Genomic DNA, 19,243 nt, shown 5'->3' with positions numbered 1-19,243 from the left:
AGATGTGTATAAGGAGACAGCGACGACCCGGACCGGCGTGGCGGAGCCGGACGTCGACGGGGACGGCGTCCCCGACACCCCGCCCTGGTCCGACGGCGGCCGCGGCCTCCCGCCCGGCATGGGGGGCGGCAGCGCCGTCCCGCCCGGTACGACCGACGAGGACACGACGGCGGGCACCACGACCGAGGAGGGCGACCCGGCGTGACCGCCGTCCTGCGCCGGCCCGGTCGGGGCCCGTGGGACGCAGGGGGCCGGTGGGGTGCGCGCGCGGGGCCGCGAGCGCGGTCGGGGCACACTGGGACCCGCACGCCGACGTGTCGTGGCGTCGTCATGTCGTCATGACGTATGGTCGACGGCGACCCGGCCCACGACCCCAGGGAGACAGCCGGTGCGCATCGGTGTCCTGACCGGCGGGGGCGACTGCCCCGGCCTCAACGCCGTCATCCGCTCGGTCGTCCGCACCGCGACGACCCAGTACGGCAGCTCGGTGATCGGTTTCCGCGACGGCTGGCGCGGCCTGCTCGAGGACCGGACGACGCCGCTGGACGTCGCCGCCGTGGACGGCCTGCTCACCCGCGGCGGCACGACCCTGGGCTCGGCCCGGGTGGCGCCGGAGAAGCTGCACGCGGGCCTCGAGGACATGAAGGCCGTGCTGGCCGCCCACGGGGTCGACGTGCTCATCCCGATCGGCGGTGAGGGCACGCTCACCGCCGCCCACCTGCTGTCGGAGTCCGGCGTCCCGGTGGTCGGCATCCCCAAGACCATCGACAACGACATCGACTGCACCGACCTGACCTTCGGCTTCGACACCGCGGTCAGCATCGCCACGGAGATGATCGACCGGCTGCACACCACCGCCGAGTCGCACCAGCGGGTGCTGCTGGTGGAGGTCATGGGCCGGCACGCCGGCTGGATCGCCCTGCACGCGGGCCTGGCCGCCGGCGCGCACCTGACGCTGGTGCCCGAGGAGCCCTTCGACGTCGCCGAGGTGGCCAAGATCGTCGAGGACCGCTTCGCGCGCGGCGACTCGCACGTGATCGGCGTCGTCGCCGAGGGTGCGCAGCCGCTGCCCGGCACGATGCTGGTCCGCGACGGCGGCGTCGACGAGTACGGGCACAAGCGGTTCACCGGGGTGGCGCAGCAGCTCGGCGAGGAGCTGGAGCGGCGCACCGGCAAGGAGGTGCGCACCACCGTGCTCGGTCACGTCCAGCGCGGCGGCACCCCGACCTCCTTCGACCGGGTGCTGGCCACCCGCTTCGGCCTGCACGCCACCGTGGCCGCGCACGAGGGTCAGGTCGGTCAGATGGTGGCGCTGCGCGGCACCGAGATCGAGCTGGTGCCGCTGCGTGACGCCGTCGCGCGGCTGAAGACCGTGACGCCCTCCCGGCTGGCGGAGACCCTCGCCTTCACCGGCTGAGCCGGCGAGATCGGCGGTCTCGTGGCCATCGGCGGCTGATCGCCACGAGAGCGCCGATCTCGTGGCTCGGCCGCGCGGGACCCGCCGCGCGGGTCATCGCGCGGCGGGGGCGGGTGCCGCCTGGCGCCGGCGGCGGTGGGCGGCCATCCGCACCGGCGCGTCGGCGGTGCCGTAGCCGTCGTAGCCGCCCAGGCGCTGCACGACCTCGAAGAAGACCCGGTCGCCGAGCACCTCGGTGGCCAGGTGCAGGTAGCCGCCGGCGCCGTCCTCCTCGTACATCAGCCCGTGCGCCCGGACCGCCGCGAGCAGGTCGGCGGGCAGGTCGAAGCGGGCCTCGAGGTCGTCGGCGTAGTTGGCGGGCAGCGGTAGCAGGGGCGCCCCGGCGTCCCGCAGGGCACGGGCGGTGGCAACCAGGTCGTCGGTGGCCAGGGCGACGTACTGCGGCTCGGGGACGCCGGGCGCCCAGCCGCCCCGGCGCAGCGTCGCGGCCGACAGCGCCAGCCGCACGGACCGCGCCGGGTCTGTGACCGCGCGGGTGCGCACCAGGCCGAAGGGGGCGGCCAGCTCGGTGACCTCCTGCGGGTCGAGCCCCAGCACGGCCCGGTAGAACAGCCCCGCCTCGTCGAAGGAGTCGAACGGCTGGGTCAGCCCCACGTGGTCGACGCAGGTGATCCCCGCGCCGGGCCCCGCGTGCTCCCCGGTGGGCAGGAAGTCGGCCGGCCACCCGTCGGGCACGGTGCGGGTGAAGAAGACCTGGGTGCCGTCGGGCGCGGCCACGGCCGACAGCTCGGCCTCGGCGGCGCCGCGGGTGCGGGGGAGGACCGGGGCGCTCATCGCCTCCGCGCGGGCGGCCGAGCGGCCGGGGTCGGCGCTCTCCAGGCCGAGCGCAGCCACGGACGCCACCCCGGGCCCGGCGGGCCGGACCACCGACGCGTTGAGCAGCACCCGCGCGCGGCCCTGCTCCCACAGCTGCACCGGCTTCGAGCGGTGCTGGCCGGTGTGGGTGAAGCCGAGCGCGGCGAGCACCTCGGCCGCCCGCGGGCCGGAGACGCCGTCGACGCCGAGCTCGGTGAACGACCAGCCCGACAGCGCCGGCGCGGCCGGGGGCGGGATCAGGCCGGACGCCGGGTCGCGGAGCGCCAGCGCCTCCTCCAGCCACTGCAGCGAGCGCATCGCGTCCACCGCCGTCCGGGCCGGGTCGGCCTGCCGGTAGACGTCGTTGAACACCTCGAGCGACAGCGGCCCGGCGTAGTCGGTGGCGAGCACCGCGGCGACGAAGCCGGGGAGGTCGAAGGCGCCCTGGCCGGGGAACAGGCGGTGGTGGCGGCTCCACTGCAGCACGTCCATGGCCAGCCGCGGCGCGTCGGCCAGCTGCAGGAAGAACAGCTTCTCCCTGGGGACGGCGGCGAAGCCGGCGGGGTCGCCGCCGCGGGAGAGCACGTGGAAGCTGTCCAGGCACAGCCCGAGGGCGGGGGAGTCCGCGCGCCGGACGGCGTCCCAGGACCGCTCCCAGGTGGAGACGTGCCGGCCCCAGGCCAGGGCCTCGTAGGCGATCCGCAGGCCGCGCTCGCCGGCGCGGGCGGCGGCGGTGGCCAGCTGCCCGGCCAGCCGGTCGGCGTCCTCGACGGCGTCCGGGGCGACCGAGGAGCAGACCAGCACGGTGTCGACGCCGAGCGCGGCCATGACGTCGAACTTGTGCTCGGCCCGCCGCAGGTTGCGGGCGAAGCGGTCGGGATCGGTGGAGTCCAGGTCGCGGAAGGGCTGGTAGAGGTCGATCGACAGGCCCAGGTCGGCGCAGCGGGCGGCCAGCTCGGCGGGGGACCACGGGGAGGCGACCAGGTCGGGCTCGAAGACCTCGATGCCGTCGAAGCCGGCGGCGGCCGCCGCGGCGATCTTGTCCTCGAGGGTGCCGGAGAGGCAGACGGTCGCGATCGCGCGACGGCCCCGTCCCGTGGCCCCCCGCCGGGCACCGTGGGGAGCAGGAGGTCCTCCTTCAGCGGACACGGGCGTCGGAGACCAGCTCGGTGAAGTGGGCCAGCATCCGGTCGGCGTCGGGTTCGACACCGGTGAACAACCGGAAGGCGCCGACGGCCTGGAACACCGCCATGCCGCCGCCGTCGAGCACCCGGCAGCCGAGCTCGCGGGCGGTGCGGACCAGCGCGGTCTCCAGCGGCCGGTAGACGATGTCGGCCACCCACAGCTCCGGGCGCAGCAGGCCGGCGTCCAGCGGCAGGCCCGGATGGGCGGCCATGCCGGTGGGCGTGGCGTGCACCAGCCCGTCGGCGCGGGCGAGGGCGGCCGGCAGCGCGCCGAGGTCGCCGCCCTCCGCGCGGTCGGCGCCGAAGCGCTCGCCCAGTGCGCCGGCCAGCTCGCCCGCCCGCGCGCCGTCCACGTCGAGGACGGTCAGCCGGTGGGTGCCGAGGGTCAGTAGCGCGTGCCCGACCGCGGCGCCGGCGCCCCCGGCGCCGAGCAGCACCACCCGCCCGAGCGCGGCCTCGGGTAGGCCGCGGTCGAAGGCGCGGGCGAAGCCGGACCAGTCGGTGTTGTGCCCGACCGCCCGGCCGTCGCGGAGGACGACGGTGTTCACCGCACCGAGGGCCGCGGCGTCGGGGGAGAGCTCGTCGAGGTGCTCGAGCACCACCTGCTTGCAGGGGTGGGTGACGTTGAGCCCGTCGTACCCGGCCAGCCGGACGGCGGCGAGGATCTCGCCGATCGCCGACGCCGGCCGCTGCAGCCGGTCGAGGTCCAGGCGCCGGTAGAGGTAGCGCAGGCCCAGCTCGTCGGCCTCGCGCTCGTGCAGCGGTGGGGACAGCGAGGGGCCGATGCCGCTGCCGACCAGACCGACCAGGACACCCTGCGCGTCGTCCACCACGGGACCGCCTCCGTTATGTACCAGTTGGTGAGTTGCTGTGCAGCAGACCACATCGAGCCGCTCCGCACCAGCCTCCGCCGACGGTCCGGAACCGTCCGGGAATAGGGGCTTATGCTGCACGCCACGCTAATGTACCAAGTAGTTCATTGCGGCGTGGTGCTCGTCACCACGCTCGCTCTGCACCGAGCACCCCGTCCCGCGCCCGCCGGCGCACCCCCCCTTCCCTCCCAGGAGGACCGATGCGCGACGCAGTGGCCGAGCCGGGCTCGCACGAGCCCCGCGAGTTCCAGAAGACGCCCAAGAAGGCCGCGGCCAGCGGCTGGATGGGCAGCGCGCTGGAGTACTACGACTTCTTCATCTACGCCCAGGCCGCCGCCCTGGTGTTCCCGACGATCTTCTTCGCGGAGTCCGACCCGCAGATCGGCGTGATCATCTCGCTGGCCACCTTCGGGGTGGGCTACGTCGCCCGGCCGCTCGGGGCGTTCGTGCTGGGCCACTGGGGTGACACCCACGGGCGCAAGAACGTGCTGGTGCTGTGCATGCTGCTGATGGGCGTGTCCACGTTCCTCGTCGCGCTGCTGCCCACCTATGACCAGGTGGGGCTGCTGGCGCCGGCACTGCTGGTGGTGCTGCGGCTGGTGCAGGGCTTCGCCGTCGGCGGGGAGATCTCCGGCGCCAGCGCGATGATCGTCGAGCACGCTCCCTTCGGCCGGCGCGGCTACTACGCCAGCTACACCCTGCAGGGCGTGCAGGCCGGGCAGATCCTCGCCGCCGCAGTCTTCCTGCCGCTGGCGGCCGTGCTCCCCGAGGGGTAGTTCCTGTCCTGGGGCTGGCGCATCCCGTTCCTGCTCTCCGCGCTCGTGGTCGTCGCCGGCTACGTCATCCGGCGCCGGGTCGACGAGACCCCGGCGTTCCAGGAGGAGGTCGTCCACGGCGAGGTGCCCAAGGCCCCGATCGTCCAGGCGGTCAAGGAGAGCGGCTCGGACATGCTGCGAGTGGTCTGCATGGCGCTGATGAACGCCGTCCCGGTGGCGGCCACCGTGTTCGGCGCCACCTACGCCACCAATGAGGAGGCGTACGGCATCGGCATGAGCACCACCACCTACCTGTGGATCTCTGTGGTCGGCAACGCGGTCGCCGTCCTGCTCATCCCGTTCGTCGGCAACCTGTCCGACCGCATCGGCCGCCGGCCGTGCATCATCGTCGGCGCGCTGGGGTCGACGGCGCTGTCCTTCGCCTACCTCTACGCGATCAGCCAGAGCAACGTGACGCTGGCCTTCGTGCTGGCGGTCCTCATGTGGGGCGTGGTCTACCAGGGCTACAACGCGGTGTTCCCGGCCTTCTACCAGGAGCTCTTCCCGACCCGGACCCGCGTCACGGCTTTCGCGGTGTCGCAGAACCTGGGCACGATGATCACCGCGTTCCTCCCCGCCCTCTACGCGGTCGTGGCCCCGGGTGGGACGAACGTGCCGCTCATCGTCGGCAGCATCACCTTCGGCATCGGGATCATCGCGGCGACGGCCGCCTGGTCGGCCCGGGAGACCCACCGGGTGCACATGAACGACCTGGGCCGCGACGACGCCCCCGTGGTGCCGCGCGAGGAGTACGAGCGCATCCGCGCCTCCGTCTGACCCGCACCCGCACCTCCCACCCGGCGGCCCGGGCCGACTCCTGTCGGCCCGGGCCGCCGGCCTTCCTCGAGGGGCGGGCACGGGCGGCCGGTCGACCCGCCCGGGAACGCCGTCCGCCTCCTAGGCTCGGGGTCAGCCCACCGACGTGAAGAGGTCCGCAGCCGTGTCGTCCGCCGCCCAGCCGCTGCCTGACGAGCCCGCCCCCTCGGTCGCGGCCGTCCCCGATCCGCCGCGGCAGCGGGACGCCGAGCGCACCCGCGCCGAGATCCTCGACGTGGCCACCAAGGAGTTCGCCGACCGGGGCTACGCCGGGGCGCGGGTCGACGAGATCGCCGCCAAGACCAGCACGACCAAGCGGATGATCTACTACTACTTCGGCGGCAAGGAGCAGCTCTACGTCGCCGCCCTCGAGCGGTCCTACAGCCGGATCCGCGGCCTGGAGCAGCGGCTTGACGTCGAGCACCTGGACCCGGTCGAGGCCATCCGCGCGCTGGCCGGGCTGACCTTCGACCACCACGAGGCGCACCCGGACTTCATCCGGCTGGTCAGCATCGAGAACATCCACCGCGCCGAGCACATCGCCCGCTCCGAGCGGCTGTCCAACCTCAACACCCGCGCCCTCGACGTCCTCGGGCGCATCCTCGCCCGCGGGCGGGAGGCCGGCGTCTTCCGGGACGACGTGGAGGCGCTGGACGTGCACCAGGTGATCAGCGGCTTCTGCATCTACCGCACCGCGAACCGGTACACCTGGCGCGCCCTGTTCGGCCGGGACATGCTCGACCCCGAGCGTCGCGAGCAGCAGCGCCGGATGCTCGGCGACCTCGTCGTCGCCTACCTCACCGCCCGCTGAACCCGGCGCACCCAGGGGGCGGCGTGCACCTGTGGCGCCGCATGGTCGCCCCCCGCGCGACGTGCGGCCTGGAGGGCGGACGCGAGGCGTCTCCGGTGGGGCGCGTCCGGCGCCGGCGATCTCGATGAGCGCGGTCGGCCACCGCGGTCCCCACGCATTGCAGTGCCATCGCCGCGGGGACGCCGTGTCACCTCTCAGGACCGCTCGGCGGAGGTCCAGCCCTGCTGGTGGAGCCGCTCGAACCCGTCGAGCAGCAGGTCGATCGCGAACTCGAACTCGAACTGGTCGTCGCAGCCTCCGGTGGTCGAGGCCATCTCGACGATGGAGGGGTACCGCGCGGCGAACCGGCCGAGCATCGCCGCCCGGGCGTCGGCGTCCGCGGGCTGCGCCGGCGTCGGGAACACCTCCTGGGTGAAGCCCCACATCCGGGTGCCCAGGGCGTGCATCGCGTGGTGGGTGAGGTCGACGGAGAAACCGCCGGCCCGGAACGCCGCGACGAGGGCCTCCATGTGGTCGAGCACCACCGGTGAGGCCGAGGTGCGCGACTCGATCACCCGGGCCGCCCAGGGATGCCGCAGCAGCGAGGCCCGGGCGGCGAGCACCCGCTCCCGGACGGCGGCCTTCCAGTCGGCGCCCGGCGTCGGGAGGTCGATGTCGCCGACGATGACGTCGACCATGCCGTCGAGCAGCTCCTCCTTGTTGGCCACGTGCTTGTACAGCGCCATCGGCACCACGCCGATCCGCTGCGCCAGCGACCGCATGCTCAGCGCGTCGATACCGACCTCGTCGGCGAGCGTGACGGCGGCGCGCAGCACCCGGTCCCGGTTCAGCCGGGGACGCGGTGCGGGGCTTGACACGTGTACACTGTACACCTACGGTTCGGGCATGGAGGTGTACGCCGTACGCCTCATTGCGCCGAGGAGTGACCCCGTGACCACCTCCCCCGGTCCGCGGCAGTGGCTGGTCCCCGCCGGCCTGGTACTGCTCAGCGCCGTCCCGGTGCTCGCCGGCGCCGCCCGGGTCGGCGAGCTCACCGGAGGGGCGGAGGTCACGGCCGACAACGCCCGGTTCCTCGCCTCGCCGGTCCCCGTGCTGGTGCACGTCGTCGGCGCCACCGTCTACTGCCTGCTCGGGGCGCTGCAGTTCGCCCCCCGGTTCCGCCGCCGGCGGCCCGGCTGGCACCGCGTCGCCGGGCGGCTGCTCGTCCTGTGCGGCCTGGCCGCCGCGCTGTCGGGCGTGTGGATGACCCTGTTCTTCCCCCGCCCGCCCATCGACGATGTGCTGCTGACGCCGATCCGGCTCGTCTTCGGGGTCGCGATGGCCGGCTGCATCGTGCTCGGCGTCGCCGCGATCCGGCGTCGGGACGTCGCGGGCCACCGTGCCTGGATGGCCCGCGCCTACGCGATCGGTCTCGGCGCGGGCACCCAGGTCCTGACCCACCTGCCCTGGATGCTGCTGGTGGACCAGCCGAGCGGACAGCCGCGGGTGCTGCTGATGCTCGCCGGCTGGGTCGTCAACCTGGCCGTGACCGAGTGGGCGCTGCGCCGGCGGCCCGCGAGGCCCGTCCGGGCTCTCCCGTCGCCGCGCCGGGCGAGCACGCCGGTGGCGGCCGACCAGCTGGGCTGAGCCGGGCGGGGCTCAGTGCAGGTGGGACAGCCAGTCGGCGGGGACCCGGCCGCGCGGCCCGGGTGCCGGCTGGTCCCACGGGCGGTGCTCCGGCGGCGCGAGCTCCGGCCCCGGGACGAAGTCCTCGCGGATGAAGTCCCAGAACCAGCTCTCGCCCGGCTCGTAGCTGCGGACGACCGGGTGCCCGGTCTCGGCCGCGTGCCGACGGGCGTGCCGGGAGGGCGAGGAGTCGCAGCAACCGACGTGCCCGCACCGGGCGCACCGGCGCAGGTGGAACCACCACCCGCCCGTGGCCTCGCACTCCACGCAGCCGGTCCCGCTGGGCGGCACCGAGGGGTCGATCGCGGCGGTCGTGTCCACGGCTGCCCACGGTAGGGACGGCGCCCGGTCCCCGGAAGCCGTCGCGGAGCCGGCGGGGCACACTCGGTCGGGGGGACGGAGGTCAGCATGGGGACGACGAGCCTGTCCGGGAAAGACTTCGCGGCGGCGACGCAGGCCGCGGGCATCGTGCTGGTCGACTTCCGCGACGCGGGGTCCGGGTCGAGCCGCGCGTTCGCGCAGGTCTTCGACGCCGCCGCGCAGCGCCACCCGGACCTGCGCTTCACGACCGTGGACCTGCCCGCCGAGCCGGCGCTGGCCGCCGCGGTCGGGGTGAAGCGGGCGCCGAGCCTGATGGTGTTCCGCGACGGCGTGCCGGTGTTCGCCGAGCCCGGCTGGCTGCCCGAGGACTCCGTCGAGCTGCTCATCGCCACCATCCGCGGGCTCGACATGGTCGCCGTCCGCGAGACCTTCCCCGCGCCGGTCCACCGCCGCTGAGCCACCGCCGCTGAGCCACGGCCGACGGCAGCGCCCGGGGCGCCGTGCACGCCCACGGGCACGCCGCGCACTCCTGAGACGACACAGGGGGTGTCCGGCCCGTGGTCGGGCCGGACACCCCCTGGCGCCGGGGTGCGCCTGCGTCAGCGCACCGAGGACTCCGCGAGCCCGCGCTGGGCGTCCCCGGCGTCCCGCTGGCCGGGGCCGGCGTTGGTCGCGTCGGCCGGCAGCTCGGCGTCGGACGGGCCGCCGTGGCCGTCGTCGAGCATGGTCGCCTCGTCGAAGGGGCTGCTGCCCGACAGCGCCGCGGACAGCTGCTCGCGGTCGAGCTCCCTCGTCCAGGTGGCGATCAGGACGGTGGCGATCGCGTTGCCCGCGAAGTTGGTCACCGCCCGCGCCTCGGACATGAACCGGTCGATGCCGACGATCAGGCCGACGCCGTCCAGCAGGTCCGGGCGGTGCGCGGAGAGGCCGCCGGCCAGCGTGGCCAGGCCCGCGCCGGTGACCCCGGCGGCGCCCTTCGAGGCGATGATCATGAAGAGCAGCAGCCCGATCTGCTCGCCGACCGACAGCGGGTCGCCGAGCGCCTCGGCGATGAACAGCGAGGCCATCGTCAGGTAGATGGCGGTGCCGTCGAGGTTGAAGGAGTACCCCGTCGGGACGACGATGCCGGCGACCGGCTGGCTGACACCGGCGTGCTCCATCTTGGCGATCAGCCGCGGCAGCGCGGTCTCCGACGACGAGGTGGAGATGATCAGCAGGAACTCGCGGCCCAGGTACTTGAGCAGCGCGAAGACGTTGATCCCGGCGACCAGGCGCAGCAGCAGGCCCAGGACGACGAAGACGAACACCGCACAGGTGGCGTAGAAGCCCAGCATGATGATCGCGAGGCTCGTCAGCGCGTCGATCCCGGTCTCCCCCACGACGGCGGCGATGGCGCCGAAGGCGCCGATCGGTGCCACCCACATGATCATGGCGAGGATGCGGAAGACCAGCTTCTGGAAGTGGCCCACCGCGCGCAGGATCGGCTCGCCGCTGCGGCCCATGGCCTGGATGGCGAACCCGACGAGCAGGGCGACCAGCAGCGCCTGCAGCACCGAGCCCTCGGTCAGCGCCGAGACCAGGGTGGTCGGGATGATGCCGAGGATGAAGTCGGTCGTCCCGCCGGACTCCTCGGCGGTCTCGGCCAGCTCGGAGCCGCGGCCGCGCAGCTCCTCGGACAGCTGCAGGCCGTCACCGGGGTGCAGGATGTTGCCGACGACGAGGCCGATCGCCAGGGCGACGGTCGACATCAGCAGGAAGTAGCCCAGCGCCAGGCCGCCGATGCGGCCGACCTTGGCCGCCTGCCGGATGGCGCCGATGCCGAGCACGATCGTGCAGAAGATGACCGGCGCGATGATCATCTTGATCAGCGCGACGAACGCCGTGCCGAGCCACTTGAGCGAGGCGGCGAACTCGGGGAAGACGAACCCGACGGCGATGCCGGCGAGGACCGCGCCGATGACCGCGAGGTAGAGCCAGTGGGTCCGGTCCCGCCGCTTCGCGGGCGGCGGCGCGTCGGCGACGGTGCCTGAGGCCATGACTGCTCCTGGGGAGTACGGGGGGATGGGGGTGGCCCGAGGAGAGGGCCGGTACGGAGACGGTGCGCGCCGCGGTGACAGCCGTCACGCATTCGTTCATTGCGTACACGCCGGTCGCGGCAGCGGCGGACGGACGCGTCACACTCGCTGACGTGCGCGTCCCCGCCCCGCTCTCGCACCGCCGCAGCGGCGACGCGAGCCTGGCCCGGCGGCTCCTGCTCCTCCAGGCGCTGGTGGTCGCCGTCGTCGTCCTCACCATGACCGCCGTCGCCTACCTCCAGGCCCGGCAGGCGGTGCGGGAGGCGGCCGAGGAGGAGACCACCGCGATCGTGGCCGGCCTCGCCGACTCGCCGCTGGTGCGCTCGGCGGTGACCGGCCCGGACCCGACCGCGGTGCTGCAGCCCTACGTCGAGGAGGTCCGGGCCGACACCGGGACGTCGTTCATCACCGTCCTGGCGCCCGACCGCACCCGCTTCACCCACCCCGACCCGGCGCAGATCGGCAGGCCGTTCATCGGCACGATCGGCCCGGCGCTGGCGGGGCGGACCTTCACCGAGACCTACACCGGCACGCTCGGCCCGTCGGTGCGCGCCACCGGCCCGGTGGTGGACGCCGACGGCGACGTGGTGGCCGTGGTGTCGGCCGGGGTCACCGTCGAGGCGATCGGGGAGGACCTCACCGGCGCCGTCCCCGGCATTCTGGGGACGGCGGCCGCGACGCTGGCCGTCGGCGCCCTGGGCAGCGCCGCGCTGTCCCGGCGGCTTCGCCGGCAGACCCACGGGCTGTCCCCGACGCAGCTGGCGCGGATGGTCGACTACCACCACGCCGTGCTGCACGCCGTCCGCGAGGGCCTGCTCCTGGTGGACGACGAGCAGCGGGTGCAGCTGGTCAACGACGAGGCCCGGCGGCTGCTCGGGCTGACCGACGACCCCACCGGCCGGCACGTCGACGAGCTGGGGCTGCCCGCGGAGCTGACCGCGGCGCTGGGCCAGCAGCGCACCGCCGTCGACGAGGTGCACGTGACCGGCACCCGCGTGCTGGTGGTGAACCAGGCCCCGCCGCGGCCGGAGGGCCGCTCGGCCGGGGCCGTGGTGACCCTGCGCGACCACACCGAGCTGCAGGGGCTGACCGGCGAGCTGGACAGCGTGCGCGCCTTCGCCGAGTCGCTGCGCGCGCAGGCGCACGAGGCGGCCAACCGGCTGCACACCACGGTGTCGCTGGTGGAGCTCGGCCGCACCCAGGAGGCGATCGACTTCGCCACCGCCCAGCTCGCCTCGGCGCAGCAGCTCACCGACCGGCTGGTCGACGCCGTCGGCGACCCGGTCCTGGCGGCGCTGCTGCTGGGCAAGGCCGCGACCGCGCACGAGCGCGGCGTGCTGCTGGAGGTCGACCCGGCGACGGCGGTGGGGGAGACCGGCATCCCCGGCGGCGACCTGGTGACGATCGTCGGCAACCTGCTGGACAACGCGATCGACGCCGCGCTCGCCGGGGACCCGCCGCGGGAGGTGCAGTTCGCCGCCGAGGTCGACGGCGGGCGGCTGGAGATCCGGGTCGAGGACACCGGCCCGGGTGTGCGGGAGGAGGACCTGCCGCGGCTGTTCGAGCGCGGCTGGAGCACCAAGGAGACGACCGCGGCGCCCACCGGGCTCGGCCGGGGGCTGGGCCTGGCGCTGGTGGCGCAGGCCGTCGCGCGGCACGGCGGCACGCTGACCGTGCGCCCGGGCCCCGGCGCGCTCTTCACCGTCGTCCTGCCCGTCGGCGTCCCGGCGGTGCCACGGTGATCCGCGTGCTGGTCGTGGAGGACGAGCCGGTCGCCGCCGAGGCCCACCGCGCCTACGTCGACCGGACGCCGGGCTTCACCACCGCGGCGGTCGCCGGCACCGGGGCCGCGGCCCTCGACGCGCTGGCCCGCCAGCAGGTCGACCTGGTGCTGCTGGACATGAACCTGCCCGACGGGCACGGCATCGACCTGTGCCGGCGGATCCGCGGCGCCGGCGCGCAGGTCGACGTCCTCGCCGTCACCTCGGCGCGGGAGCTGGCCACGGTGCGGGCCGCGGCCGCGCACGGCGTCGTCGGCTACCTGCTCAAGCCGTTCACCTACCCCGCGCTGCGCGACCGGCTGGCCGCGTACGCCGAGTACCACCAGCGGTTGCACGCCGGCGGGGACGCCGCGGGTCAGGACGACGTCGACCGGGTGCTCGGCGGGGTGCGCCCCAGCCGGCCGGCGCCGCTGCCCAAGGGGATGGGGCGGGAGACCCTCGAGGCCGTCGTCGGCGCGGTCCGCGCGGCCGGCGGGGGGCTGTCGGCCGCCGAGACCGCCGAGCTCATCGGAGCCTCGCGGATCACCGCCCGCCGCTACCTCGAGTACCTCGCCGACGCCGGGCTGGTCGACCGGGCCCCCCGCTACGGCGGTGCCGGCCGCCCGGAGCTGGAGTACCGCTGGCGCTGAGCCGCGTCACCCTCCGCCGAGCACGGCCGCCAGCTGTACTCACCCTCCGCTGAGTGGGACCAGCCGGTGCCGGGCCGGCCGGCCGGCGGCCAGGGCCGCGAGCAGTCCGGCGACCACCGCACCGGTGGCGTTGAGCGCCGCGTCGACCGGCGAGACCACCCGGCCCAGCGGCAGCGCCCACTGCAGCAGCTCGATCCCGCCGGCGGCGGCGAGCGCGAGCGCGGCCAGCCGCGGCGGGGTGCCCAGCCGCGGCTGGCGCAGCACCGCCAGGACGGCGAGCGGGACCAGGAGCAGCAGGTTGCCCACCAGCTGCAGCTGCGTCGCCGTGCGCTCCAGCGTGGTCGCGTACATGTGCAGCTCGCTGAGCGGCGCGCCCCAGGCCCAGCCGGAACCCCCGGCCGGGGTGAGGGTCAGCAGCGCCACCGCGAGGGCGGCGAGCAGGAGGGCGGCGTCCAGTCCTCTGCGGCGGTCGGCGTCCATGGATCCACCGTCCCCGACCCGGCCGGGACGGTCCTGCGACCCGCCTGGACGTCGGCTGGGAGCGGCCGTGCGCTCCTGCCACTCCCGGATCCACGCCCGGCCGTGGTCGTTGCCGTGCGGGGTGGGCAGCAGGGCCCGTTCGAGTACCCCGGCATCGACGACCCCGGGGAGGTCTGAACGCCAGTGGCCCGGGACCGGCGCGATTCTGGGCCACTGGGGTTCGACGCTCCGGTCAGCCGGGCAGCGGGACCGTGCGCGCGTCGTCGTCCCTGCGGTCGACGTCGTCCGGGCAGTGTCGGCGCGGCCACCTAGGGTCGCCGCGTGACGGTCCGCGAGCTCGTCGTCCTCGGTACCGCCAGCCAGGCGCCCACCCGGACCCGCAACCACAACGGCTACCTGCTGCGCTGGGACGGCGAGGGGCTGCTGTTCGACCCCGGTGAGGGCACGCAGCGGCAGCTGCTGCTGGCCGGCGTCCCGAGCAGCGCGGTCACCCGGATCTGCCTGACGCACTTCCACGGCGACCACTGCCTGGGCGTGCCCGGCGTGGTGCAGCGGATGTCGCTGGACCGGGTCGCGCACCCGGTCGCCGCGCACTTCCCGGCGTCCGGGCGGGAGTACTTCGGCCGGCTGCGCGCCGCGTCGGTGTTCCACGACGTCCTCGACCTGCGCGAGGAGCCGCTGTCCACCGACGGGCCGGTGGCCTCGGGGCCGTCGTGGACGCTGGAGGCCCGCCGGCTCGACCACCTCGTCGAGTCCTTCGGCTACCGGCTGGTCGAGCCGACGGCCGGCGGATGCTGCCCGCGGAGCTGGCCCGCGCCGGGGTGTCCGGCCCGGACGTCGGCCGGCTGCAGCGCTCCGGATCGCTGGACGTCGGCGGGCGGACCGTGCGGCTGGACGAGGTGAGCGTCCACCGGCCGGGGCAGCGGGTCGCCTTCGTGATGGACACCCGGCTGTGCGACGCGGTCCACGCGCTGGCCGACGGGGCGGACCTGCTGGTGATCGAGTCGACGTTCCTCGAGGAGGACGCCGCACTGGCCCGCGAGTACGGGCACCTGACCGCGCGCCAGGCGGCGACGGTGGCGGCCGAGTGCGGGGTGCGCCGGCTGGTGCTCACCCACTTCTCGCAGCGCTACCCGGACCCGTCGCGGTACGCCGACGAGGCGGCGGCGGTCTTCTCCGGCGACCTCGTGGTGGCGGCGGACCTGATGACGGTGCCGGTGCCGCGCCGCGCCTAGCGGATCTCGCGACGCCTAGCGCACCTCGCCGGAGCCGTAGTCGCCGAACGGCTCGGTGGCCACGGCGCTGATCGGCACCTCGGCCAGGGCCCGGCCGGCCGCGTCGAGGGTGCGCACGTCGCGCGCACCGGTCGGGAGGAGGGTCGCTCCGCCGCCGTCGGGCAGCGGGACGGTCGCCAGCACGCCGCCGCGCCCGTCGAGGACGGCGGCGGCCGTGGCGGGGGCCGGCGCGGTGACGACCAGCCAGCGGCCGTCGCCGGAGGGCTCGGTCTCGGGGGAGGAGAGGTCGCAGACCCGCGCCACGACGAGCCCGGTGACGTCGGTCGTGCCCGGTGGGGTGTGCACGCCGCAGGGCACGGTGCGCCCGGCGCCGGTGCTGCCGAGCTGGCCGGCCCACGTGGTGACGACGAGGCCGCCGCCGGGGCTGCGACCCACGACGACGGCGGCGCTGCCCGGCACCTCGGGCATCGGGAGGGTGCCCGACCAGAGCAGCTGCGGCTGGAGCTCGGCCGGCTCGACGCCCAGCGGGACGGCGATCCCGGTGAGCGCCTCGGTCACCAGCCGGTCGGCGGGCCGGGTGGTCACCGGGCGCACGGGGTCCAGCGGCGGGACGTCGGCGGGGCCGGCCGGGAGCGCGGGGCCGGCTCCGGTGGGCAGGGTGGGGACAGCAACGCCGGCGCGGTACACCGGCTGGCCGTCGCGCAGCACCCGGATGCTCGTGCCGGTGCCGGAGGTCGTCGTCGGCACGGTGGTGACCGCGAGGCCGTCCTCCGCCGGGACCGGCTCGTAGGTGCGGTTGACCGTGCCACGCGGGCCGACCTGCAGCCGCGGGGAGACCTCGACCTCGTCGCCGGGGGCGGTGACGACGACGAGGGTCGCCGGGCCGGGGCCGCCGACCAGCAGGGACGCCGGCCGGAACGGGCCGAGGTCCGGCGGGACGTACGGGGTCAGTCGGTCGGGCGCCGTCCCCGCCGGGCCGGTGAGCCACACCCCGCGGACGTCCTCGTCGACGGTGCCGGCGAGCAGGACGACCCGGCCGTCGGGGGTGTCGGTGGCCAGGACGACGCGGCGCTCCGCGACCGGGGGCGCGGTGAGCGGGCCCCAGTCGACGCGGCGCGCGGCCTCGACGAAGGCGGCGTCCGTGGCCAGCGAGCCGCGGGTGGGCTCGGTGAGCACCGGGACGTCGGCGACCTGCTGCTGGGCGGTCCCCGGGTCGGGCGGATCCGTGCCGAGCTGCGGGACGACGAGGGCGGTCGCGGCCACGGTGGCGGCGGCCGCGACGGCGATCCCGGCCGTGCGGACGCGGCGTCGCCGGCGGGCACGGCCGAGCGCGTCGGTGGCGGCCGCGTCGGCGTCGAGCCGCCAGCGCGCGGGTGGGACGGGTGCTGGTCGAGGGCGCTCGTCGAGCGACTCGAGGACCTGGCCGTCCCCGCGCCGGGCCGCGGCGGCGTGCAGGGCGTCGGCGGCGGTGGTCGCGGGGTCGGCACCGCGTCGTCCCCAGTGCTGCCGGGTGCGGGCCAGTGCGCACTGGACGGCGTCCTCGGCACGGTCGGGGTCCCCGGTCAGCCGCAGCGCCTCGGCGAGGAGGCCGTCGCGCTCGGCGGCGACGAAGCGGCGGAAGGCCGCGTCGGCACCCTCGGTCACGCACGCCAGTGTGCGCCGTCCGCGGTGCCCGGTGTCGCGGCCGGTCGCCGGGGCTGCCGGACCGGGCGAGAGGGCGGGGGAGGCTGGCTACCCTCGGTCGCGTGCCGGGCAAGCCGCTGCGTGACGTCATCGCCCCCGGCCTCGACGTCCTGTTCTGCGGGATCAACCCGTCGCTGGTGTCGGCCGAGCGCGGGCACCACTTCGCCCGGCCGGGCAACCGCTTCTGGCCGGCGATCCACCGGGCGGGCCTCACCCCGCGGCTGCTGAAGCCGGAGGAGGACGAGCAGCTGCTCGACCACGGCCTCGGGGTGACCAACGTGGTCGACCGGCCGACCCGGACCGCCGCGGAGCTCTCCACCGCGGAGCTGCGGGCCGGGGCCGTGGCGCTGGGCGACCTGGCGGCGCGGTACCGGCCGCGGGTGCTCGCCGTCCTCGGCATCACGGCCTACCGGCTCGGCTTCGACCGGCCGCGCGCCGGCATCGGGCTGCAGCCGGAGCGGGTCGGTGGCGCGGCGACCTGGGTGGTCCCCAACCCCAGCGGGCTGAACGCGCACCACCAGCTGCCCGACCTCGTCCGCCTCTACGGACAGCTGCGGGACGCGGCGCATGCCGGCTGAACGGGCGTCCCGGTCAGCGGCGGGTCGAGAGGGCGCGCAGCTCGTGGGCGGCCTCGACGGTCGGCGCCCGGGCGAGCAGCCGGTCGAAGGCGCGGTCCTCGCGCAGGCGGGCGCGGGTGCGGCGGCGCTCGGCGATGGTGGTGCGCAGACGGGACACGGCGGGTCCTCTCTCGGTCAGGCGGCGGCGGGCGCCGTCGCGCTGGGCAGGGGGCTCTGCACGGCGTAGACGCCGTGGACGGGGGTGAGGACGGCGCCGGGGAGCAGTCGCCGGACCAGCCCGACCATGCGGTCGTTGTCGGCCTGGACGTCGGCGGTGAGGCTGCGGACGCCACGCCGTGCGGCCAGCTCGGTCAGCTCGCCGAGCAGCTGGCGGCCGACGCCGACGCCCTGCCAGCCGTCCTCGACGACCACGGCGACGTCCGCGGTGGCGGGGTCGTTGGGGGAGCGGTCGTAGCGCGCCACCCCGACGACCTCACCGCCGACGACCGCGACGAGCGCCTCGCGCAGGTCGTGGTCGACGTCCACGAGCCGGGCGGCGTCGGCCGGCGGCCGGCGCAGCGGCGCGTGGAAGCGCCGGTAGACCGTCTCCGGGGAGAGCCGGTCCCACAGCCGGCAGAACAGCGGGCCGTCGTCCGGTCGCACCGGCCTGGTGTCCACGGTGATGTCCATCCCGACCTCCTGGGTTCGTGCGATGAACCCTGCTCTCCGCGAGGAAGTTCGTCAAGTGAACTCAGGTCGCTATGCTGGCGCTGTGAGCGAAGCCCTGTGGGACCGGTCGCGGTGCTCGGTCGCGGGCACGCTGGCCGTCGTCGGCGAGAAGTGGAGCCTGCTGGTGCTGCGCGAGGCGTTCCTCGGCGTGCGCCGGTTCGCCGACTTCCAGCGGGTGCTCGGCGCACCCAGGGCCGTGCTCACCGACCGGCTCAACACGCTGGTGGACCACGGCGTCCTGCGGCGGGTCCCGTACCAGGCGGAGGGGGAACGGCAGCGCTACGAGTACCGGCTGACGGAGAAGGGCATCGACCTGCACCCGGCGCTGGTCGCCCTCATGGCCTGGGGGGACAAGTACCTGGCCGGGGACGGCGAGGTCCCCCTCGAGTTGCGGCACCGGGACTGCGGCGAGCCGGTGCACCAGGTGCTCGTGTGCGAGGCCGGGCACCAGCTCTCCGGGGCCCGCGACGTCCGGCCGGTGCCCCGGGTCCCCGCGGGGTGACCCCCCACTGCCAGCAGCCCGACCACTCCCGTGTCCGCCCGGCCCGCGGCGGCAGGCATCGCCCATCGCCGCGGGGCTCGGGTCGGTCGGTCAGACGGTGGTGGATCCTCGCCCGGACCCGGTCCCGGTGGTGGCTGTTCGGGGCGGTCGGGTGGTCGGGTGAGGACGCGGGGTCCGGTGAGGTGCAGGCCCGGTGGCCGGCTGGTGCGGGTGACGCCACTGGGTGCGGTGACGGTCAGGACCCCGTCGGGGGTCATCGCGTAGGTCCAGCCCGGCGCGAAGGTCTTGAGCCGGTGGTGGCGGCGGCACAGGCAGCAGAGGTTGGCGCAGTCGGTCGGGCCGCCGGCGGCGTGCGGGATGACGTGGTCGGCGTCGGCCCAGCCGGCGCGGTTGTCGCAGCCGGGGTGGCGGCAGGTGCGGTCCCGGGTGGTGAGGAAGCGGTGCTGGGCGGCGGTGGGCCCGTAGGCGTCGGTCGGCTCCGGTGCGGTGATGACCGGACAGCCGCAGTCGCCGGCCGGGTGCTCGGTGCAGCCCCGCCGCGCGGCCAGGCGCAGTTCGCGCAGGGTGGCGGCGGCTTGCAGGGCGCCGCGGTCGTCGGTGAAGGAGAAGCCGACCGCCCCGTGGGCCGGCGCCTGGAGGTCGACGGCGTCGAGCTGGGCGAGCAGGTCGCGCACGTGCGCGGCGGTGATCGGCGTACCCGCCACCGACCCGGTCGGCTGGGCGTGTCTCATCAGCTGTGTAAGGGGCGTGGCCTGAGATAGCTGTCCGGGCTGACCCGGCAGCTGGAACAGGAGCACCCTTGACCACCATGACGAA

The 19,243-nt window shown here is 75.5% G+C and carries 20 protein-coding genes and 1 pseudogene; 12 read left to right on the top strand and 9 right to left on the bottom strand.

Features of this window, described 5'->3' with window-relative positions; all coding sequences use genetic code 11:
* Both CNO22_RS27815 and CNO22_RS17620 read left to right on the top strand, forming a co-directional pair.
* Window positions 1–205 (top strand): hypothetical protein (locus CNO22_RS27815; RefSeq protein ID WP_232807131.1); only part of this gene is annotated, 205 nt, incomplete at its 5' end.
* Window positions 206–388: 183 nt separating this feature from the next.
* Window positions 389–1,417, top strand: coding sequence for an ATP-dependent 6-phosphofructokinase (locus CNO22_RS17620; RefSeq protein WP_100500598.1), 1,029 nt, complete (start codon window positions 389–391; stop codon window positions 1,415–1,417).
* Window positions 1,418–1,510: 93 nt separating this feature from the next.
* Here the strand turns inward: CNO22_RS17620 and CNO22_RS17615 are convergent, their stop codons facing one another.
* Together CNO22_RS17615 and CNO22_RS17610 are read right to left on the bottom strand one after the other, a co-directional pair.
* On the bottom strand, window positions 1,511–3,421 hold the full coding sequence (locus tag CNO22_RS17615) for a bifunctional sugar phosphate isomerase/epimerase/4-hydroxyphenylpyruvate dioxygenase family protein (protein ID WP_100500597.1): 1,911 nt from the start codon (window positions 3,419–3,421) through the stop codon (window positions 1,511–1,513).
* Window positions 3,411–4,286 (bottom strand): shikimate dehydrogenase, encoded by an 876-nt coding sequence (locus CNO22_RS17610; RefSeq protein ID WP_232807130.1) that lies wholly within the window; start codon window positions 4,284–4,286, stop codon window positions 3,411–3,413. Before CNO22_RS17610 ends, CNO22_RS17615 begins: the two co-directional genes overlap by 11 nt.
* 242 nt (window positions 4,287–4,528) lie before the next feature.
* Here CNO22_RS17610 and CNO22_RS29970 point away from each other — a divergent pair.
* Both CNO22_RS29970 and CNO22_RS17600 read left to right on the top strand, forming a co-directional pair.
* A pseudogene (locus CNO22_RS29970) lies at window positions 4,529–5,920 on the top strand (MFS transporter).
* A 163-nt stretch (window positions 5,921–6,083) separates the two neighbouring features.
* On the top strand, window positions 6,084–6,770 hold the full coding sequence (locus tag CNO22_RS17600) for a TetR/AcrR family transcriptional regulator (protein WP_100500595.1): 687 nt from the start codon (window positions 6,084–6,086) through the stop codon (window positions 6,768–6,770).
* A 194-nt stretch (window positions 6,771–6,964) separates the two neighbouring features.
* On the opposite strand, the gene CNO22_RS17595 is transcribed toward CNO22_RS17600, so the two are convergent.
* Entirely contained in the window at window positions 6,965–7,627 is a 663-nt protein-coding gene (locus CNO22_RS17595; protein WP_198588405.1) for a TetR/AcrR family transcriptional regulator C-terminal domain-containing protein, read from the bottom strand.
* 73 nt (window positions 7,628–7,700) lie between these two features.
* Between CNO22_RS17595 and CNO22_RS17590 the strand changes: the two genes are divergently transcribed.
* Entirely contained in the window at window positions 7,701–8,396 is a 696-nt protein-coding gene (locus CNO22_RS17590; RefSeq protein WP_198588404.1) for a DUF2306 domain-containing protein, read from the top strand.
* A 12-nt stretch (window positions 8,397–8,408) separates the two neighbouring features.
* On the opposite strand, the gene CNO22_RS17585 is transcribed toward CNO22_RS17590, so the two are convergent.
* On the bottom strand, window positions 8,409–8,756 hold the full coding sequence (locus tag CNO22_RS17585) for a UBP-type zinc finger domain-containing protein (protein ID WP_100500593.1): 348 nt from the start codon (window positions 8,754–8,756) through the stop codon (window positions 8,409–8,411).
* A gap of 87 nt (window positions 8,757–8,843) precedes the next feature.
* On the opposite strand from CNO22_RS17585, the gene CNO22_RS17580 reads away from it, so the two are divergent.
* The gene (locus tag CNO22_RS17580; RefSeq protein ID WP_100500592.1) at window positions 8,844–9,212 is read left to right on the top strand and encodes a thioredoxin family protein; all 369 of its coding nucleotides are present in this window, start codon (window positions 8,844–8,846) and stop codon (window positions 9,210–9,212) included.
* 143 nt (window positions 9,213–9,355) lie between these two features.
* Here the strand turns inward: CNO22_RS17580 and CNO22_RS17575 are convergent, their stop codons facing one another.
* Window positions 9,356–10,792 carry a cation:dicarboxylate symporter family transporter gene (locus tag CNO22_RS17575; RefSeq protein ID WP_100500591.1) on the bottom strand — a complete coding sequence of 479 codons (1,437 nt, stop codon included), beginning with the start codon at window positions 10,790–10,792 and terminating at the stop codon, window positions 9,356–9,358.
* A gap of 152 nt (window positions 10,793–10,944) precedes the next feature.
* Here CNO22_RS17575 and CNO22_RS17570 point away from each other — a divergent pair, with 152 nt between their 5' ends.
* Together CNO22_RS17570 and CNO22_RS17565 are read left to right on the top strand one after the other, a co-directional pair.
* Window positions 10,945–12,573, top strand: a complete 1,629-nt coding sequence (locus CNO22_RS17570) for a sensor histidine kinase (protein ID WP_100500590.1) — start codon at window positions 10,945–10,947, stop codon at window positions 12,571–12,573.
* Window positions 12,570–13,241: a response regulator gene (locus CNO22_RS17565; protein WP_100500589.1), complete on the top strand. Its 672-nt coding sequence runs from the start codon at window positions 12,570–12,572 to the stop codon at window positions 13,239–13,241. Before CNO22_RS17570 ends, CNO22_RS17565 begins: the two co-directional genes overlap by 4 nt.
* A gap of 39 nt (window positions 13,242–13,280) precedes the next feature.
* Here CNO22_RS17565 and CNO22_RS17560 read toward each other — a convergent pair whose 3' ends face one another.
* Window positions 13,281–13,721: a VanZ family protein gene (locus tag CNO22_RS17560; protein ID WP_100500588.1), complete on the bottom strand. Its 441-nt coding sequence runs from the start codon at window positions 13,719–13,721 to the stop codon at window positions 13,281–13,283.
* A 321-nt stretch (window positions 13,722–14,042) separates the two neighbouring features.
* Between CNO22_RS17560 and CNO22_RS29185 the strand changes: the two genes are divergently transcribed.
* The gene (locus CNO22_RS29185) at window positions 14,043–14,624 is read left to right on the top strand and encodes an MBL fold metallo-hydrolase (RefSeq protein WP_232807129.1); all 582 of its coding nucleotides are present in this window, start codon (window positions 14,043–14,045) and stop codon (window positions 14,622–14,624) included.
* Window positions 14,621–14,956 (top strand): MBL fold metallo-hydrolase, encoded by a 336-nt coding sequence (locus CNO22_RS29180; protein WP_232807128.1) that lies wholly within the window; start codon window positions 14,621–14,623, stop codon window positions 14,954–14,956. Before CNO22_RS29185 ends, CNO22_RS29180 begins: the two co-directional genes overlap by 4 nt.
* Before the next feature lie 15 nt (window positions 14,957–14,971).
* On the opposite strand, the gene CNO22_RS17550 is transcribed toward CNO22_RS29180, so the two are convergent.
* On the bottom strand, window positions 14,972–16,600 hold the full coding sequence (locus CNO22_RS17550) for a SigE family RNA polymerase sigma factor (protein ID WP_100500587.1): 1,629 nt from the start codon (window positions 16,598–16,600) through the stop codon (window positions 14,972–14,974).
* 101 nt (window positions 16,601–16,701) lie between these two features.
* Here CNO22_RS17550 and mug point away from each other — a divergent pair, with 101 nt between their 5' ends.
* Window positions 16,702–17,217, top strand: coding sequence for a G/U mismatch-specific DNA glycosylase (mug, locus tag CNO22_RS17545; protein ID WP_198588403.1), 516 nt, complete (start codon window positions 16,702–16,704; stop codon window positions 17,215–17,217).
* A gap of 13 nt (window positions 17,218–17,230) precedes the next feature.
* Here mug and CNO22_RS27810 read toward each other — a convergent pair whose 3' ends face one another.
* Window positions 17,231–17,374 (bottom strand): hypothetical protein, encoded by a 144-nt coding sequence (locus tag CNO22_RS27810; RefSeq protein WP_157936995.1) that lies wholly within the window; start codon window positions 17,372–17,374, stop codon window positions 17,231–17,233.
* A 17-nt stretch (window positions 17,375–17,391) separates the two neighbouring features.
* Window positions 17,392–17,886: a GNAT family N-acetyltransferase gene (locus CNO22_RS17540; protein WP_100500586.1), complete on the bottom strand. Its 495-nt coding sequence runs from the start codon at window positions 17,884–17,886 to the stop codon at window positions 17,392–17,394.
* 82 nt (window positions 17,887–17,968) lie between these two features.
* On the opposite strand from CNO22_RS17540, the gene CNO22_RS17535 reads away from it, so the two are divergent.
* Window positions 17,969–18,427 carry a winged helix-turn-helix transcriptional regulator gene (locus CNO22_RS17535; protein ID WP_232807127.1) on the top strand — a complete coding sequence of 153 codons (459 nt, stop codon included), beginning with the start codon at window positions 17,969–17,971 and terminating at the stop codon, window positions 18,425–18,427.
* The last annotated feature ends 816 nt before the right edge of the window (window positions 18,428–19,243 follow it).

The organism is Geodermatophilus chilensis (assembly GCF_002802985.1).
GTDB classification, from domain to species: Bacteria; Actinomycetota; Actinomycetes; order Mycobacteriales; family Geodermatophilaceae; genus Geodermatophilus; species Geodermatophilus chilensis.
Note: the sequence above shows the minus strand (reverse complement) of the source record. Positions and strands in the feature narration are given on the sequence as shown.